Source organism: Galbitalea sp. SE-J8 (genome assembly GCF_030345695.1).
Lineage (GTDB): Bacteria > Actinomycetota > Actinomycetes > Actinomycetales > Microbacteriaceae > JAUASV01.
On the sequence record NZ_JAUASV010000012.1, the window covers coordinates 48,101 to 63,524 of the forward strand.

Consider the following 15,424-nt stretch of genomic DNA (forward strand, 5'->3'; position numbering starts at 1 on the left):
TTCTAGGTCGCGAGCGCGACGAGGGCGCGCGACGGGGGCGCGCGACGGGCGACTTGCGTTGGAGTGGACTCCAGGACCTAGCGTTGCGGCATGAGCATGCAGGTCGAATTCGAGGTGCTGGACGACACGGACGCCAGCCTGGGCATCGCCGAGGTCGCGCGCCTGAGCGGACTCAGCCAGGACACCCTGAGGTGGTACGAACGGGAAGGCCTCCTGCCCGCGGTGCGTCGGGGGTCGGACCGTCGCCGGCGCTACACGCGCAGGGACGCGGCCCTGGTCGAGACGCTCGCGAAGCTGCGCGAGAGCGGGATGCCGACGGATGAGATGCGCGAGTTCTCCCGCCTGGTCGCCGGCGGCGCGGCGACGCACGCGCGCCGCCTGGCGATCTTGGAAGCGCACCGTGATCGCATCCGTCGCCGCCAGGCGGAGCTCGATCAGCACCTGGCGTCGCTCGAGGAGAAGGTGACCCACTACCGCTACCTGATCGACGCCGGTCTGGACTGCGACGGCCGACCCGTGTCGGGTGGGGTCGCATCCGTGCAGCGCTCGGTCACGACGAACGGGAGCCTGCGATGAGCCTGCCGACCACCCACCTCGGCGACGGACTGACCGTCAGCCGGCTCGGCTTCGGCGCGATGGCCCTGACCGGCGTGTACGGCTCCAGCACGCTCGCGGAGAACCTGAGGGCGCTGAACCACGCCCTCGACGCCGGCGTGACGCTCATCGATACCGCGGACATCTACGGCGACGGCGACAGCGAGCGCACGGTCGGCGAGGTGGCTGGGCGCCGCCGGGACTACATGACGATCGCCACCAAGTTCGGGATCACCGGCTCGATCGCGGCGAAGACCATGCGCGCTCGCAACGACCCCGCCTACGTGCGCGCGGCCGCCGAGGCCAGTCTCGGGCGGCTCGGCGTCGACACGATCGACCTCTACTACCTGCACCGCCGCGACGTCACGGTGCCCATCGAAGACACCGTCGGCGCGATGAGCGAGCTCGTGGCCGCGGGCAAGGTCCGGCACCTCGGCCTGTCCGAGGTGACCGCGGATGAGTTGGAGGCCGCGCACCGCGTGCATCCGATCGCCGCGGTGCAGAGCGAATGGTCGGTGTGGAGTCGCGACGTGGAGCGCTCCGTCGCGCCGACGGCCGCCCGCCTCGGCATCGGTTTCGTGCCCTACTCGCCGCTGGGGCGCGGATTCCTCACCGGCGCGCTGAGCGACCCCGCGACGTTCGCGGGCGACTGGCGGGCGGGCCTCACCCGGTTCACCGGTGACGCCTTCGCGACCAACCAGGCCGTCGTCACGGCGCTGACCGGGATCGCCGCCGACCACGGCGCGACGGCTGCCCAGATCGCGCTCGCCTGGCTGTACGCGGCGGGCGACCGCCTCGGCCTGCCGGTCGTCCCGATCCCCGGCACCCGTCGCCCCGAGCGCATCACGGAGAACGCCTCCGCCGCGTCGATTGCGCTGACCGCCGACGACCTGCGCGTGCTCAACGCACTGTCCGCGTCGGTCGTCGGCCAGCGATCGGACTTCGACGACCCGAACTGGACGAGCGACTCGCGCGAGAGCACCGACCGGTAGGCCTGCTGCCGGCGTCGTCTGGAGCGTCGACGGGCGCTCGGAGCAACGAGAGGCATGATCCTCGGCCTGCTCACGGGCCAGGTCGCCGTCATTGCACCGGTCGGCGCGCTTGGCGGTGTTGCCGCGGGTGCGACGGCGTTCTGCTGAGGGCAGTTCTGCCGCTGGCAGATTGTGGCCGCCCGGTGGCGGACGTGGGCGATGGTGGGACCATGAGTGACGCACCAGGAATGCCGCAGTTCAACGATCGCGCCCGTCGGGAACTCTACGAGCAGCGGGTCCTCGTGCTCGACGGACCGTTGGACGACGACAACGGGACGCTCTTGGCAACCTCGATTCTCGGTCTCGCCGCCGAGGATGCGGTGACGGACATCGCCCTGTGGATCCACTCGCCGGGCGGGTCGGTGCCGGCGATGCTGGCGATCAGGGACGTCATGCGCCTCGTCCCGTGCGATGTCTCGACGCTCGTGATGGGCATCGCGTACAGCGCCGGGCAGTTCCTGCTGTCGTCCGGCACTCCGGGCAAGCGGCGCGCGCTGCCGCATGCCCGCGTGCTCATGCATCAGGGCTCGGCGGGGATCGGCGGAGCGGCCGTCGATATCGAGTTGCAGGCCGACGACCTCCGGCACACCCGGGACACCGTGCTCGGGCTCATCGCCGAAGACACCGGGCAGCCGATCGAGCGGGTATTCGAGGACTCCCTGCACGACCACTGGTACACCGCCGAGCAGGCGAAGGAGTACGGGTTCATCGATGCGATCGTGCAGCGGTTCGAGGAGGTTGTGCCTCGCGCCCGCGATCGAGCAGGGTTCCGGACCGAGACCGAGGAGGCGGCGCGATGAGCACGTACACGATTCCCAACGTCATCGCGCGGGATGCGCGCGGGGAGCGCATCATGGACGTCTACTCGCACCTGCTGACCGAGCGGATCGTCTACCTCGGCACCGCCATCGACGCGGGAGTGGCGAACGCGCTGATCGCACAGTTCCTCTACTTGGAGGCCGACAACGCCGAGCGCGACATCCAGCTCTACATCAACTGCGAAGGCGGCGACCCGAGCGCCATGCTCGCGATCTACGACACCATCCGCTTCATCCGTTCCCCGGTGGCGACGACCTGCGTCGGCCAGGCCGTCGCGGTGGGCGCGGTCCTGCTGGCCTCCGGCGCCGACGGAAAGCGTGCGGCGCTTCCGCACACCCGCATCGTCCTGCATCAGCCGGCGGCTCAGGGCCGCGGGACCATCCCCGACCTGATCCTCCAAGCCGACGAGGTCGTCCGCATCCGCTCGGACCTTGAGGCGATCCTGTCCCGGCACACCCGGCAAACCGTCGAGACGCTCCGCGCGGACACCGATCACGACCGCATCTTCACCGCGCGCGGCGCGATGGAGTACGGCCTGATCGACCAGGTCATCGAGCAGCGGTAGCCCGCGGTCAGGCCGCGAGAGCGAACGCCGTCGCGCAACTCGCGTTCTGCGCGGGCCCGGCCTGCGCCGCACGAAGGTCGTCCGCGACGGCGACGGTCAGGTCCAGCAGCGTCACACCGAGCGCATCCGCGACGGCGGCGATCACCTCGCTCGACGGCTCCTTGATCCCCCGCTCGATCTCCGAGAGGTACTGCGTCGAGACGCCGGCACGTCGAGCCGTCTCGGTCAGAGTCTCATCGCGATCATGGCGCAGGATGCGGAGGTGAGCGCCGAGCATGTGCCGCCACAGCGGCTCCCGCTCCGGACGATCCCGCTCCTTCGGGGTCTCGTTGGACACCAGGCGAAGACGCGCACTCGATTCGGCCATGCCTGATGCTAGATCGGCACCCCGGGCGCATCCGGGGTTTTCTGCTCAGGGCAGAACGGTCTCAGCGGACTCCAGTTGGGTCGGGCTGCCACGTCGGCGTGTGTCCGAGGTGGGCGGCGCAGGTCTCTAGCGCGGGACTTGACCCACGACCTGACCCACGACACTGACTCTCGCTCGCGCCACCGCATCCTGCGACACTGGCATCGGCGAGGCATCCGCCCGGAGGCGGGCGAACTGGGGCCACGTCAGCTCGGTGCGCTCATGCGGCTGATGACGAGCCGGAAGACCCCGGAGAGCGCGAGCGCGCTCATCGCCGACCGTGGTCGACCGAGATCGGCTCCGAACCACTGGACCGCGGTGCGCGCCCACGTGTTCTCGTCGCGCTCAGCTCATCCGGCTGGCCGGGCATGCTGCCGGTGTACCGGCGCATCGTCGCCGCGCTGTCGATCAACCCGACCGCCGATCAGCGCCTCATCGGTGACGTGATCCAGGCCGCCGGGTTGGGCCGCTGGCTGCCGAAGTCGGCCAGTCCAGCGACAATCCGGGATGCCGTCCAGGAGATCCTCGCCGATGACGAACTCAACGCCCGGGCGGCCGCGACCGGCCGCAGACGACGCGCTCAGTTCCCGGGTGCGGAGGTCGCCGCCGACCGGATCGCCGCCGTGATCGACCCGAGACACGGGCGCCCCGCGCCCATGGCCTGACCTCTCCGACCTCAGTGGCGTCAATGACCTCGGTGGCGTCAATGACCTCAGTGGCGTCAGTGCTCGCTCCGCGCGTGGCGGCGCTCCGAGTAACGGGCGCAGCCTCAGCCGGTAGGCCACCGCACGCTGAATCTCCGGCATCACCGGGGGTTCCCTGCTGTGGGCGATACCAGACTCGAACTGATGACCTCTTCCGTGTGAAGGAAGCGCGCTACCAACTGCGCCAATCGCCCGTGTTGCAGGAACGATCGTAGCGGATGGGGGAGGCCCGCCGGGACCACGACGGACCGGGCGGCGAGGCGACACGCGCCTGCGTCATCGATTGGCGCGGTGCTCGACGATCGGCTATGTTCTTAGAGCCGCAGAGATGCGGAGTGCGGATGTAGCGCAGTTGGTAGCGCACAACCTTGCCAAGGTTGGGGTCGCGAGTTCGAGTCTCGTCATCCGCTCGAAGGGGTTCCCGTTCCACGGGAACTCACTGATGGTGGAGTGGCCGAGTGGCTAGGCAGCGGCCTGCAAAGCCGTCTACACGGGTTCGAATCCCGTCTTCACCTCCAGGCTCGGACCACCGAACCGAGCATCCATCTGGGCGATTGGCGCAGCGGTAGCGCGCTTCCCTGACACGGAAGAGGTCACTGGTTCGATCCCAGTATCGCCCACCACTTCCTCGGACTCGTGGTGCTCCACGAGGACTCCGAGGCGGTGCAGGGAGCGATCGCCCGCGACGCGCGCGACGGAGACGCGATCACGACCGCGACCAACGACAGAGGCGCGCGAACTGAACGAGCGCATCCGTGACGAGCGTGTGCGCGCCGGCGTGGTGTTCAGGGCTCGACGGTGCCCGCCTCGCACACGGTCCTGTCCGACGCGCTCGACGCCTCCGGCGTCTACGTCGGCATGACCCGAGGCCAGGAGACGAATCGGCTGCACGTCGTCGCGGCCGACGTGGACGACGCACGGGAGCAGTTCGTGACCGCGCTCGAGCGGGACCGCGCCGACCGGGAAGCCGAGAAGTGGGAGCAGGCGATCACCGCGCTCGACCGGCAGCGTGACACGCACCGCGCCGAGTCCGACGAGCAGCAGGACGCGGTCGCCGCCGCGGACGCCCGCGCCACGCGGGTGCGCGCCGAGGTCGCGGCCCCGCTGATCGGGTGGGCCACCGCTGATGGCATCGCCTACCTCACCGGCCGGGAGCGAATGTGGGAGGCGCAGACTGCCCGTGGCAGCGCCGGGCGACTCAGGAGGCGTGCCGCCGGCCGCGCGGCGACCGAGGCCGTAGACGAGCACCGCGCGACGGAGGACGCAGTGCGGCGACGCTGGGGCAGCCTGCCGACCGGCGCGGGCGGCCTGAAGCCGTGGGCCGAGACGGTCGCCGGGAAGCAAGCCGACGCCGACCCGCGCGTGACCGAGACGCGGCAGGAGGCGGAGCAGGCCCACCGTGAACGAGGCAGCCTGGCCGAGCGGCACCTGCGCGAGTCCACCGTCCTGCGCCGGAAGGTGCTCGGCTCCGCGACCCCGAGCACCGCCCGCACCCGTGCGGCCGGGTTGCGTGCCCGCGCGGAGCAGGCCCGGCGCGACCTCGCGCAGATCGAGGCCCTGCCGGTCACCGAGGCCGTCCAGTATGTCCGCGAACTCGCCGCCCGAGCCCGGGCCGAACGGGAAATCGCCGAGCGCGCCCGGGCCGCGCGCGAGGCACGCGCCGCGCAGCTCGGTCGGTTCCGGCCGTCGAGCGACCACGGCAGGACGGGGCCGGAGCGCGACGCTCCCGGCCTGTAGTCCGACACGCTGAGCCGTGCATGAGGCGCGTCGGACGCCGGCCGATGCGGTTCGCCGCCGTAGAATCCACGCATGACCCCGACAGCCGCCGAAGTGCTCGACGCCGCCAAGGCGCTCCCGCGCGCCGAGCGGGCCGAGGTCGCGCAGGAACTCCTCGCCACGCTCGGCACCGCGGACGTCTCGGACGAAACCCGGCTCGCTGCGCTCCGAGCCGCCGTCGACGCCGGGATCGCCAGCCTCGACGCTGGCCAGGGCATCCGCATCCCGGCAGGTGGTCTGCGGGACTACCTGCGAGAGCGCGGACGGTTGGCGACCGAGCGCGCCGACGCCAAGACCGCGTGACGTTCGAGCTCGACCTCGCCCCGGAAGCTGAGGCGGACATCGATGACATCCTCGAATGGTCGACCACACAGTTCGGCGCAGCGATCCGCGACGGCTATGAAGCACTCATCGACGCTGCGATCCTCAGCATCGTGGACGACCCGAATCGCGCCGGATCGCACGACCGCACCGACCTCGGGCACGGAGTCCGCAGCCTGCACTTGATATCCAGCCGGGATGAGGTCAGCCAGGGCGTGCGGAGAATCGCCAACCCTCGACACTTCGTGATCTACCGCCAGGTCGGCAACCTGGTTCAGGTCATCCGCTTGCTCCACGAGGCGATGAACCTGCGGGCCCACGTCATGAGCAGCCCAGGATGGGCGCGCATCCAGGAGGACGCCAACGAGAGGGCCCGCGCTATTTTCCGCGAGGTCAACGAGCGCATGACGGGCCAGCCCGTGGACGACGTGCTCGCCGAACTCGTTGCGAAGATCAGCGCTGCGGGATTCGAGCCGAACCGTGAGTCTCTGCGTGAGCACGCGCTCAGCATCTCGAAGGACCTCGACGACATGATCGGGGGAGCATTCAGGTGAGCCGTGTCGAGGGTACTGGCGAAGCCGCCTCAAAGACCTCTGACCGCTCACCCCAAGATCACCCCGAGGACGAATTCAGGGGTCTGAGAGACGCCCCGAGGCCCCTAAGAGTCAGGGGAACTCGCCCCCTGAATGCCCTGACACGGAAGAGGTCACTGGTTCGATCCCAGTATCGCCCACCACGAAGCTGCCAGTGACCCGCGATCTCGCGCGAACGCTGACGCGTCCGCTCTTCACTCCACGGTCGGCCACCGGTTCGCGTGACGGTGAGTGGGGCCCACCGGATGTGGGGCGGTCACCCGCGCGCACGGCGGGCGGGACGGGCGTTGCGGCGCTCATCGGTTCGACTGCGGTGAGCGGGTTTCGCTTGTCGGCAACGCGTCCTGCCGTGCGCCCGAGTTCGCGAGCAGGGCAAGCAGGACGTCGTGCCCCCGGTCGCCCGGCCGGCGGAAGCGGCATCCGCCCGCCACTAAAGTCGTACGGGTGACTGACCAGACCGGCTTCGAGCTCTTTCCCGATCGGTCCGTGATCGCGATCCGCGTGAACGGCGAACTGAAGGACAAGGCGACGACGGTCACGACCACGGACGCCGTCGAGCCGGTCGAGGCGTCGAGCCCGGACGGGCTGAACATCCTGCGCCACTCGACAGCGCACGTCATGGCGCAGGCGGTGCAGCGCATCAATCCGGAGGCGAAGCTCGGGATCGGTCCGCCCATCACCGACGGCTTCTACTACGACTTCGACGTCGAGACGCCGTTCACCCCCGACGACCTCAGGGCCGTCGAGAAGGAGATGGACCGCATCATCCGTTCCGGGCAGCGCTTCTCGCGCCGCGTCGTCACGGAGGACGAGGCGCGCGCCGAGCTCGCGGGCGAGCCCTACAAGCTCGAGCTGATCGGGCTCAAGGGCGGATCGACGGATGACGACGGCGACGAGAACGTCGAGGTCGGCGGCGCCGAGCTCACGATCTACGACAACATCGCGCGTGACGGCGAGGTCGCCTGGAAGGACCTCTGCCGCGGCCCGCACGTGCCCAACACGGGGGCGCTGAACGGCGGCTACAAGCTCATGCGCTCCGCCGCCGCGTACTGGCGGGGGAGCGAGAAGAACAAGCAGCTGCAGCGCATCTACGGCACGGCCTGGCCGACGAAGGACGAGCTTCGCACCTACACGACGCGCCTCGAGGAGGCCGCCAAGCGCGACCACCGCAAGCTCGGCACCGAGCTCGACCTGTTCTCCTTCCCCGATGAGATCGGCTCGGGGCTCGCGGTGTTCCACCCCAAGGGCGGCATCATCCGCAAGGAGATCGAGGACTACATGCGCGAGCGGCTCATCGCGCACGACTACGAGGTCGTCAACACGCCGCACATCACGAAGGCGCGCCTCTACGAGATCAGCCAGCACCTCAACTGGTACGCGGACGGCATGTTCCCGCCCATGCACCTCGACGAGGAGACGGATGCCGAGGGCAACGTCACGAGGCAGGGCCAGGACTACTACCTCAAGCCCATGAACTGCCCGATGCACAACCTGATCTTCCGGGCACGCGGGCGGAGCTACCGCGAGCTGCCGCTGCGGCTCGCGGAGTTCGGCACGGTGTACCGCTACGAGAAGTCGGGGGTGCTGTCGGGGCTCACGCGCGTGCGCGGCCTCACGCAGGACGACGCGCACATCTACGTCACCGAGGAGCAGACCAAGGACGAGATCAAGCGCCAGCTCGAGTTCGTCTTCGAGACGCTCCGCGGATACGGGCTGAGCGACTTCTACCTCGAGCTGTCGACGCGCGATCCCGACAAGTCCGTCGGCAGCGACGAGCAGTGGGAGATCGCGACCGAGACGCTGCGCGAGGTCGCCGTCGACTCGGGCCTCGAGCTCGTGCCCGACCCGGGCGGCGCGGCCTTCTACGGCCCGAAGATCTCCGTGCAGGCGCGCGACGCGATCGGACGCACCTGGCAGCTGTCGACCGTGCAGCTCGACTTCAACCAGCCCGAGCTGTTCGAGCTCGAGTACACGGCGGCCGACGGCACGCGCAAGCGTCCGGTGATGATCCACCGCGCGCTGCTCGGCTCGATCGAGCGGTTCTTCGCGATCCTGCTCGAGCACTACGCGGGCGCGTTCCCGGTCTGGCTGAGTCCCGTGCAGGTCGTCGGCATCCCCGTCGCCGAGCAGTACGCCGACTACCTCGACGGCATCCTCGCGGACCTCAAGCGGCAGGGCGTGCGCGTCGAGCTCGACGCCTCGAGCGACCGGATGCCGAAGAAGATCCGCAACGCGGCCACGTCGAAAGTGCCCTTCGTGCTCATCGCCGGCGAGGAGGACCGGGCGAACGGCGCGGTCAGCTTCCGCTACCGCGACGGCCACCAGGACAACGGCGTGCCGATCGCCGAGGCGACGCAGCGCATCCTCGACGCCATCGCGACGAAGGCGCAGGTCTGACCCGGATGCGGGGCCGGCGCTCGTGAGGGACTACGACGGGGAGGAGTACGGCGACGTCGAGTCGCCGGACTCCTTCGCCGCCGTGCCCGACGCGTTCCAGCGACTGTGGACGCCGTACCGGATCGCCTACATCGAGTCGAACCACGCGGGATCCGCGCCGTCGCAGCATCCGGAGGCGTGCGCGTTCTGCGTCGCGCCGACGCTCTCCGACGAGCAGGCGCTCATCGTGCACCGCGGCGAGCTCGCCTACGTGCTGCTCAACCTGTTCCCCTACAACAGCGGCCACATGCTGGTCTGCCCGTACCGGCACGTCGCCACCTACGATCTCGCCACGGATGCGGAGGTCGCCGAGATCGCACGTCTCACCCAGGTCGCGATGCGCGTCGCGACCGCGGCGTCGTCCGCGCACGGCTTCAACATCGGCATGAACCAGGGCGCCGTCGCGGGCGCCGGCATCGCCGCGCACCTGCACCAGCACATCGTGCCGCGCTGGCCCGCGGACGCGAACTTCCTGCCGATCATCGGCGGCACCAAGGCGATCCCGCGGCTGCTCGGCGACGTTCGCCAGCAGTTCGCCGACGCCTGGCCGGCCGACTGAGCGGCCGCCCGCACTCCCGGTCCGCCACCGACGCTGCTGGTCATGTCGTCGTACCCCGGTGCGGTGGCCGCTGTCTGTGAAGGCGTGTCTGTGAGGGCGTGTCCGCGAGGGCGGGTGGGTTGTGGATATCTGGTGCGGGTGTCGGTGGTGGGGCCGAGAATTAGAACATGTATTCGAACCTGGGTGCGCGGCACGCGTCGCGGGTAGCCGGTGTGGAGGCTGCCCGGGATGCGGTGCGTGCCCTGGTCGAGGAGCCCGTCGCCGGGTACACCGACCGGGAGCTGGTCGCGATGATCGGCGATTTCGAGGAGCTCGGCCGCCTGGTCGACGCGTTCCGGTGCCTGCTCGCGGGGGAAGCCGATGCGCGTTCCGACGACCCGGACTCGCTGGCGCGCCGGTTCGGGCAGACCCGTGCCGCGTCCCTGATCGCGCAACTCGCCCGGGTCTCGGGCGCGACCGCGGGCGATCGGGTCCGGGTCGGGGCAGCGATCCGGCCCCGCACCCCCTTCCCCGGGGATGCCGCCCCGGACCAGGTGCTGCCGCCGGCGCGGGAACACCTCGCCGGAGCGGTCACCGCGGGCCGGGTCGGGATCGATTCGGCTCTGACCATCGACCGGTGCCTGACCCAGGCGCGCCGTGGTCCCGCGTCGCTGACCGCCCTGGAGGGCTGCGAGGCCGAACTGACCGCCTCCGCGACCAGCAACCCCGCCGACTATCTCGCGCTCGAATCCCGGGTCTGGCGCGACGTGCTCGACCCGGACGGGATCGAGCCCCGCGCCGACGACATCCACAGACGCCGCAGCCTCACCCTCGGCCGGGAACACCACGGCCTCACCCCGATCACCGGCCGCCTCGCCCCGGAACTCGCCGCCCTGCTCCGGGCGAACTTCGCCGAAGCGCTCTCTCCCGACGCGACACCCCGGTTCCTGTCCGAGGACGACTGCCTCACCACACCCACCGCCGCAGGCATCACCATCACGTCCCCCGACCAGAACGAGCGAGCCCGGGCGTCCGAGCGGGAACGGGGGTCGGGGCGCGGGCACGAGGTAGCACGGCGGCTGGATCCGCGCACCCGCGAACAGAAACAACACGACGTGCTGATGGGCCTGCTCACCGCCGGCACCCGTGCGACCGGCACCGAACCCGGCCAGATGCGTCCCCTCACCACCGTGCTCGCCACCATCACCGCCACTGAACTCCTCCACCACACCACCAACGACACAATCGCGGGCGGCGCGTTCGGGGGCGGCGCTCTCGGAGCCGACACCCTCGCGGGCGGCACGTTCGCGGGCAGGGGCGGGCTGGTCGGCACGGGACTGGTCGGCACGGGACGGATGGCCGAGGTCGACGAGACCGCACCCGCGAGCATGATCGCCCAAGCCGTCTGCGACGCCGGCCTGCGCATCCTCACCCTCGACGGTCAGGGCAACCCCCTCGACGAAGGTCGCCGTTACCGCCTCTTCACCACCCGCCAACGCCGCGTCATCGCGATCCGCGACGGCGGATGCGCCGTCCCCGGCTGCACCGCACCCGCATCCTGGACCGAAGTGCACCACATCCTCTGGTGGAAAGCACACCACGGCGCCACCGATATCACCAACGGCATCCTGCTCTGCCCCAAACACCACCGCGACGTCCACCGCGGACACTTCGCCATCCGCCTCATCGACGGACGCCCCCACCTCATCCCCGCGCCGTGGATCGACCCCGACCGACGACCCCAACCCATGGGACACCCCCTCGGACGACCCCGCCACACCCCGCCGAGCACATCCCGGCACCGAACCACCACCCCGCGCGCACCGACCGACACGCCGCAGCGCACGTGACCCAGCTCACGTGACCCAGCGCGCGTGACCCAGCGCGCGTGACTCTGCGCACGTGACTCCGCCAGTCAGCGCACCCGCTTCACCGCGAACTGCATGCGGGGACGGGCGTAGAACTCCTGCGCCTCGACGAGCATGAGCTCGCGCGCCCGGGCCGCATACGTCATCGAGAGCAGGTCGAAGACGCTCGAGACGGTGCGGGCGAGCGCGTCGGCCGCATCCTCGGTGCGCAGGTAGTGCGCCGTGAACAGCGCGGCCGTGACGTCACCCGACCCGTTCGCCTTCACGGGGAGCCGCGGCGTCTGCACGATCCACGCTCCGCGGTCGTCGACCGCGAGCATCTCGATCGTGTCGTCCTCGGCCTCCGGGCGCACGACGCTCGTGACGAGCACGATCCGCGGCCCGAGGGCGCGGACCGCGTCCACCGCGTCGAGCGTCGACGCGAGATCGGCCGGCTCGGTGCCGGTGAGGAAGCCGAGCTCGAACTGGTTCGGGGTGATCAGGTCGGCGACCGGCACGACGCGTTCGCGCATCAGCACCGGGATGGCGGGCGCGACGAAGCATCCCGAGATGGCGTTGCCCATCACCGGGTCGCACGCGTAGATCGCGGACGGGTTGGCCGCCTTCACCCGCGCGACCGTCTCGATGATGACGTCGGCGATGCCCTCACCGCCCTGGTATCCGGACAGCACGGCGTCCACGCCCGGGAACGCCCCGCGCGCCTCGACCCCGTCGATCACCGCGCGCACGTCGTCGGGCGCGATGAGCGGACCGCCCCACGCGCCGTACCCGGTGTGGTTCGAGAAGTTCACCGTGTAGACGGGCATCACCTCGACGCCGATGCGCTGCAGGGGGAACACCGCGGCCGAGTTTCCGACGTGTCCGTAGGCGACGGCGGACTGGATCGAGAGGATGCTCATCCGTCGATCCTGGCATCGCCGACGGCACCCCGCGGCACGTCACGCCGATGGCAACCGCCTAGGATTCCGACCATGAGCGACAGCACGGCCACCGGCACCACCCGAGTCAAGCGCGGCCTGGCCGACATGCTCAAGGGCGGCGTCATCATGGACGTCGTCACCGCCGACCAGGCCAGGATCGCCGAGGATGCGGGCGCCACCGCCGTGATGGCGCTCGAGCGGGTGCCCGCCGACATCCGTGCCCAGGGCGGGGTCGCGCGCATGAGCGACCCCGACCTCATCGACGCGATCGTGAGCGCCGTCTCGATCCCGGTGATGGCGAAGGCGCGCATCGGCCACTTCGTCGAAGCGCAGGTGCTCGAGGCGCTCGGCGTCGACTACATCGACGAGTCCGAGGTGCTCTCGCCCGCCGACTACGTCAACCACATCGACAAGTGGGGCTTCACCGTGCCGTTCGTCTGCGGCGCGACGAACCTGGGGGAGGCGCTGCGCCGGATCACCGAGGGCGCGGCGATGATCCGCTCCAAGGGTGAGGCCGGCACGGGCGACGTGTCGGAGGCGACCAAGCACATCCGCACCATCAACGGAGAGCTGCGCGCGCTCGCGTCGAAGAGCAGGGACGAGCTCTACGTGGCCGCCAAGGAGCTGCAGGCGCCCTACGACCTCGTCGTCGAGGTCGCCGAGACCGGCAGGCTCCCCGTCGTGCTGTTCACCGCGGGCGGCGTGGCGACCCCGGCGGATGCCGCGCTCATGATGCAGCTCGGCGCCGACGGCGTCTTCGTCGGCTCGGGCATCTTCAAGTCGGGCGACCCCGCCAAGCGCGCTGCGGCGATCGTCAAGGCGACCACGTTCTACGACGACCCGCGGGTCATCGCCGAGGCGTCCCGCGGACTCGGCGAGGCCATGGTCGGCATCAACGTCGCCGACCTCGCCGCTCCGCACCGCCTCGCCGAGCGGGGCTGGTGACGGACCCCTGAGCCGATCGAAGGGCGCGGTGCGCGTCGGGGTGCTCGCGCTCCAGGGCGACTTCCGCGAGCACCTCGCGGTGCTGCGGGGTCTCGGAGCGGATGCCGTGCCGGTGCGCCGCGCCAGCGAGCTCGACACGGTGGCCGGCCTCGTCATCCCGGGCGGGGAGTCGAGCGTGATGGACAAGCTGTCGCGCGCCTTCGGGGTCGCGGAGCCCGTGACGGCCCGCATCGCCGCGGGCATGCCGGTCTACGGCACGTGCGCCGGGCTCATCATGCTCGCCGACCGGCTGCTCGACGGGATCGCCGGCCAGCAGACCTTCGGCGGGCTCGACGTCGCCGTGCGCCGCAACGCGTTCGGCGGCCAGCTCGACTCGTTCGAGGCCGACCTTCCCGTGCCCGCGTTCGGCGACCCGCCCACGCACGCCGTCTTCATCCGTGCACCCGTCGTCGAGTCGGCGGCGGAGTCGGTCACGCCTCTCGTCTCGCTGCCCGACGGCCGCATGGTGGCGGTGGAGCAGGGCGGGCTCATCGGCACGTCGTTCCACCCGGAGATCGCCGACGACCTGCGCTTCCACGACTATTTCCTCGAGAAGGCGCGCGCCGCCGCCTGATCGCCCGCTCAGCGCGCCCCGATGCGCTTCCCGTCGAGGAAGACCGCGAGCACCGGCGCGTCGGCCGCGAGCTCGAAGGCGCGGTCGCCCCGCACGCTCTGCGCCCCCGAGAGGCGGTAGCTGCCGAGGGCCGTGCGCGCCGGCGAGGCGCGCAGCATGAGCTGCAGCTCCACCGCGTCCGACCGGCCCGTGTCCTGGCGCACGACCTCGCGGATGCCGGTGACGACGAACGCGCCCTGCGGGGCATCCGTGGTCACCGCCCACTCGGTGCGGTCATCCGCACGGGCGACGTGCTGGGGCCGGTAGCGCAGGTCGAACAGCTCGAACAGCGTGACCGCGCGGCGCACGGAGATCGTGGCCAGGTCGCAGCGGATCTCGTCCGCGCAACGGCGCAGGGCGTTCGCCAGATAGCCGACGCGGAACCAGTGCGGGGACGGGGCGACGGCGGGCACGCGCCGAGCCTAGCGACGCGCGCCGGTACGATGGTGCGCATGTCAGGCCACTCCAAATGGGCGACGACGAAGCACAAGAAGGCGGTCATCGACCAGCGTCGTGCGAAGTCGTTCGCCAAGCTCATCAAGAACATCGAGGTCGCCGCGAAGATCGGCGGCGCCGACCTGTCGGGCAACCCGACCCTCGTCGACGCGGTGCAGAAGGCCAAGAAGACCTCGGTGCCGAACGACAACATCGACCGTGCCATCAAGCGCGGCGCGGGTCTCACGGGCGAGACCATCGACTACGCCACGATCATGTACGAGGGCTACGGCCCGAACGGCGTCGCGCTCTACATCGAGTGCCTCACCGACAACCGCAACCGGGCCGCGGCCGAGGTGCGCACCGCGATGTCGCGCAACGGCGGCACCCTCGCCGACCCGGGCAGCGTCGCGTACAACTTCAGCCGCAAGGGCGTCATCTCGGTGACGAAGGGCGACGGGGTCACGGAGGATGCCATCCTCGAGGCGGTCATGGACGCGGGCGTCGAGGACGTCGTCGACCAGGGCGGCGGATTCGAGATCATCACCGACCCCTCGGAGCTCGTCGCGGCCCGCTCGGCGCTGCAGACCGCGGGCATCGACTACGACTCGGCCGAGGCCGAGTTCGTGCCGAACCTGCAGGTCGAGGTCGACGCGGACACCGCGCGCAAGATCTTCCGGCTCATCGACGCGCTCGAGGACAGCGACGACGTGCAGAACGTCTACGCCAACTTCGACCTTCCCGCCGACGTGCGCGCGGAGCTCGACGAGGACGACTGACGCCGGACGGCCGACGCGCCGCGCCGGATTCGAACGGATGTA

17 protein-coding genes and 4 tRNA genes are annotated in these 15,424 nt (G+C 70.5%); 17 read left to right on the forward strand and 4 right to left on the reverse strand.

Going from position 1 to position 15,424, the window contains the following annotated elements; genetic code table 11:
• Nucleotides 1-90: 90 nt before the first annotated feature.
• The 4 genes from QT381_RS09375 to QT381_RS09390 all read left to right on the forward strand — a co-directional run bounded on the left by QT381_RS09375 (nt 91) and on the right by QT381_RS09390 (nt 3,009).
• On the forward strand, nt 91-576 hold the full coding sequence (locus QT381_RS09375) for a MerR family transcriptional regulator (RefSeq protein WP_289248655.1): 486 nt from the start codon (nt 91-93) through the stop codon (nt 574-576).
• A complete protein-coding gene (locus QT381_RS09380; RefSeq protein WP_289248656.1) occupies nt 573-1,586 on the forward strand; it encodes an aldo/keto reductase in 1,014 nt (337 codons plus the stop codon). The genes QT381_RS09375 and QT381_RS09380 overlap by 4 nt, the downstream gene beginning before the upstream one ends.
• Before the next feature lie 209 nt (nt 1,587-1,795).
• Nucleotides 1,796-2,425: a ClpP family protease gene (locus tag QT381_RS09385; RefSeq protein ID WP_289248657.1), complete on the forward strand. Its 630-nt coding sequence runs from the start codon at nt 1,796-1,798 to the stop codon at nt 2,423-2,425.
• On the forward strand, nt 2,422-3,009 hold the full coding sequence (locus QT381_RS09390) for a ClpP family protease (RefSeq protein WP_289248658.1): 588 nt from the start codon (nt 2,422-2,424) through the stop codon (nt 3,007-3,009). The genes QT381_RS09385 and QT381_RS09390 overlap by 4 nt, the downstream gene beginning before the upstream one ends.
• 7 nt (nt 3,010-3,016) lie before the next feature.
• On the opposite strand, the gene QT381_RS09395 is transcribed toward QT381_RS09390, so the two are convergent.
• Entirely contained in the window at nt 3,017-3,376 is a 360-nt protein-coding gene (locus QT381_RS09395; protein ID WP_289248659.1) for a helix-turn-helix domain-containing protein, read from the reverse strand.
• A 407-nt stretch (nt 3,377-3,783) separates the two neighbouring features.
• Here QT381_RS09395 and QT381_RS09400 point away from each other — a divergent pair, with 407 nt between their 5' ends.
• Nucleotides 3,784-4,080, forward strand: coding sequence for a hypothetical protein (locus QT381_RS09400; RefSeq protein ID WP_289248660.1), 297 nt, complete (start codon nt 3,784-3,786; stop codon nt 4,078-4,080).
• A gap of 160 nt (nt 4,081-4,240) precedes the next feature.
• Here QT381_RS09400 and QT381_RS09405 read toward each other — a convergent pair.
• Nucleotides 4,241-4,313, reverse strand: a tRNA-Val gene (locus QT381_RS09405).
• Between the two features lie 143 nt (nt 4,314-4,456).
• On the opposite strand from QT381_RS09405, the gene QT381_RS09410 reads away from it, so the two are divergent.
• The 9 genes from QT381_RS09410 to QT381_RS09450 all read left to right on the forward strand — a co-directional run bounded on the left by QT381_RS09410 (nt 4,457) and on the right by QT381_RS09450 (nt 11,633).
• Nucleotides 4,457-4,529, forward strand: a tRNA-Gly gene (locus QT381_RS09410).
• 34 nt (nt 4,530-4,563) lie between these two features.
• Nucleotides 4,564-4,637 (forward strand) — tRNA-Cys (locus QT381_RS09415).
• A 30-nt stretch (nt 4,638-4,667) separates the two neighbouring features.
• Nucleotides 4,668-4,742 (forward strand) — tRNA-Val (locus QT381_RS09420).
• Between the two features lie 307 nt (nt 4,743-5,049).
• Nucleotides 5,050-5,856 carry a hypothetical protein gene (locus tag QT381_RS09425; protein WP_289248661.1) on the forward strand — a complete coding sequence of 269 codons (807 nt, stop codon included), beginning with the start codon at nt 5,050-5,052 and terminating at the stop codon, nt 5,854-5,856.
• A 72-nt stretch (nt 5,857-5,928) separates the two neighbouring features.
• Complete coding sequence (locus tag QT381_RS09430; RefSeq protein WP_289248662.1) at nt 5,929-6,198, forward strand: hypothetical protein; 270 nt, start codon at nt 5,929-5,931, stop codon at nt 6,196-6,198.
• The gene (locus tag QT381_RS09435; protein ID WP_289248664.1) at nt 6,195-6,770 is read left to right on the forward strand and encodes a type II toxin-antitoxin system RelE/ParE family toxin; all 576 of its coding nucleotides are present in this window, start codon (nt 6,195-6,197) and stop codon (nt 6,768-6,770) included. The genes QT381_RS09430 and QT381_RS09435 overlap by 4 nt, the downstream gene beginning before the upstream one ends.
• Nucleotides 6,771-7,253: 483 nt before the next feature.
• Nucleotides 7,254-9,206, forward strand: coding sequence for a threonine--tRNA ligase (gene thrS / locus QT381_RS09440; RefSeq protein ID WP_289248666.1), 1,953 nt, complete (start codon nt 7,254-7,256; stop codon nt 9,204-9,206).
• Between the two features lie 22 nt (nt 9,207-9,228).
• Nucleotides 9,229-9,804 (forward strand): HIT family protein, encoded by a 576-nt coding sequence (locus QT381_RS09445; RefSeq protein ID WP_289248667.1) that lies wholly within the window; start codon nt 9,229-9,231, stop codon nt 9,802-9,804.
• Between the two features lie 167 nt (nt 9,805-9,971).
• Nucleotides 9,972-11,633: an HNH endonuclease signature motif containing protein gene (locus QT381_RS09450; protein ID WP_289248669.1), complete on the forward strand. Its 1,662-nt coding sequence runs from the start codon at nt 9,972-9,974 to the stop codon at nt 11,631-11,633.
• Nucleotides 11,634-11,698: 65 nt separating this feature from the next.
• On the opposite strand, the gene pdxY is transcribed toward QT381_RS09450, so the two are convergent.
• Nucleotides 11,699-12,550, reverse strand: coding sequence for a pyridoxal kinase PdxY (gene pdxY / locus QT381_RS09455; protein ID WP_289248671.1), 852 nt, complete (start codon nt 12,548-12,550; stop codon nt 11,699-11,701).
• A 72-nt stretch (nt 12,551-12,622) separates the two neighbouring features.
• On the opposite strand from pdxY, the gene pdxS reads away from it, so the two are divergent.
• Both pdxS and pdxT read left to right on the forward strand, forming a co-directional pair.
• Nucleotides 12,623-13,516: a pyridoxal 5'-phosphate synthase lyase subunit PdxS gene (gene pdxS, locus QT381_RS09460; RefSeq protein WP_289248672.1), complete on the forward strand. Its 894-nt coding sequence runs from the start codon at nt 12,623-12,625 to the stop codon at nt 13,514-13,516.
• Nucleotides 13,517-13,523: 7 nt separating this feature from the next.
• Nucleotides 13,524-14,129, forward strand: a complete 606-nt coding sequence (gene pdxT, locus QT381_RS09465) for a pyridoxal 5'-phosphate synthase glutaminase subunit PdxT (protein WP_502877500.1) — start codon at nt 13,524-13,526, stop codon at nt 14,127-14,129.
• A gap of 8 nt (nt 14,130-14,137) precedes the next feature.
• On the opposite strand, the gene QT381_RS09470 is transcribed toward pdxT, so the two are convergent.
• Nucleotides 14,138-14,581 carry a hypothetical protein gene (locus QT381_RS09470; RefSeq protein WP_289248674.1) on the reverse strand — a complete coding sequence of 148 codons (444 nt, stop codon included), beginning with the start codon at nt 14,579-14,581 and terminating at the stop codon, nt 14,138-14,140.
• Nucleotides 14,582-14,620: 39 nt separating this feature from the next.
• Here QT381_RS09470 and QT381_RS09475 point away from each other — a divergent pair, with 39 nt between their 5' ends.
• Nucleotides 14,621-15,382, forward strand: a complete 762-nt coding sequence (locus QT381_RS09475) for a YebC/PmpR family DNA-binding transcriptional regulator (protein ID WP_289248676.1) — start codon at nt 14,621-14,623, stop codon at nt 15,380-15,382.
• The last annotated feature ends 42 nt before the right edge of the window (nt 15,383-15,424 follow it).

Excerpts from the sequence above, each read along its gene's own strand:
- QT381_RS09375 (WP_289248655.1), top strand. The coding sequence starts at position 91 with ATGAGCATGCAGGTCGAATTCGAGGTGCTGGACGACACGGACGCCAGC.
- QT381_RS09380 (WP_289248656.1), top strand. The coding sequence starts at position 573 with ATGAGCCTGCCGACCACCCACCTCGGCGACGGACTGACCGTCAGCCGG.
- QT381_RS09385 (WP_289248657.1), top strand. The coding sequence starts at position 1,796 with ATGAGTGACGCACCAGGAATGCCGCAGTTCAACGATCGCGCCCGTCGG.
- QT381_RS09390 (WP_289248658.1), top strand. The coding sequence starts at position 2,422 with ATGAGCACGTACACGATTCCCAACGTCATCGCGCGGGATGCGCGCGGG.
- QT381_RS09395 (WP_289248659.1), bottom strand. The coding sequence starts at position 3,376 with ATGGCCGAATCGAGTGCGCGTCTTCGCCTGGTGTCCAACGAGACCCCG.
- QT381_RS09400 (WP_289248660.1), top strand. The coding sequence starts at position 3,784 with ATGCTGCCGGTGTACCGGCGCATCGTCGCCGCGCTGTCGATCAACCCG.
- QT381_RS09430 (WP_289248662.1), top strand. The coding sequence starts at position 5,929 with ATGACCCCGACAGCCGCCGAAGTGCTCGACGCCGCCAAGGCGCTCCCG.
- QT381_RS09450 (WP_289248669.1), top strand. The coding sequence starts at position 9,972 with ATGTATTCGAACCTGGGTGCGCGGCACGCGTCGCGGGTAGCCGGTGTG.
- pdxY (WP_289248671.1), bottom strand. The coding sequence starts at position 12,550 with ATGAGCATCCTCTCGATCCAGTCCGCCGTCGCCTACGGACACGTCGGA.
- pdxS (WP_289248672.1), top strand. The coding sequence starts at position 12,623 with ATGAGCGACAGCACGGCCACCGGCACCACCCGAGTCAAGCGCGGCCTG.
- QT381_RS09475 (WP_289248676.1), top strand. The coding sequence starts at position 14,621 with ATGTCAGGCCACTCCAAATGGGCGACGACGAAGCACAAGAAGGCGGTC.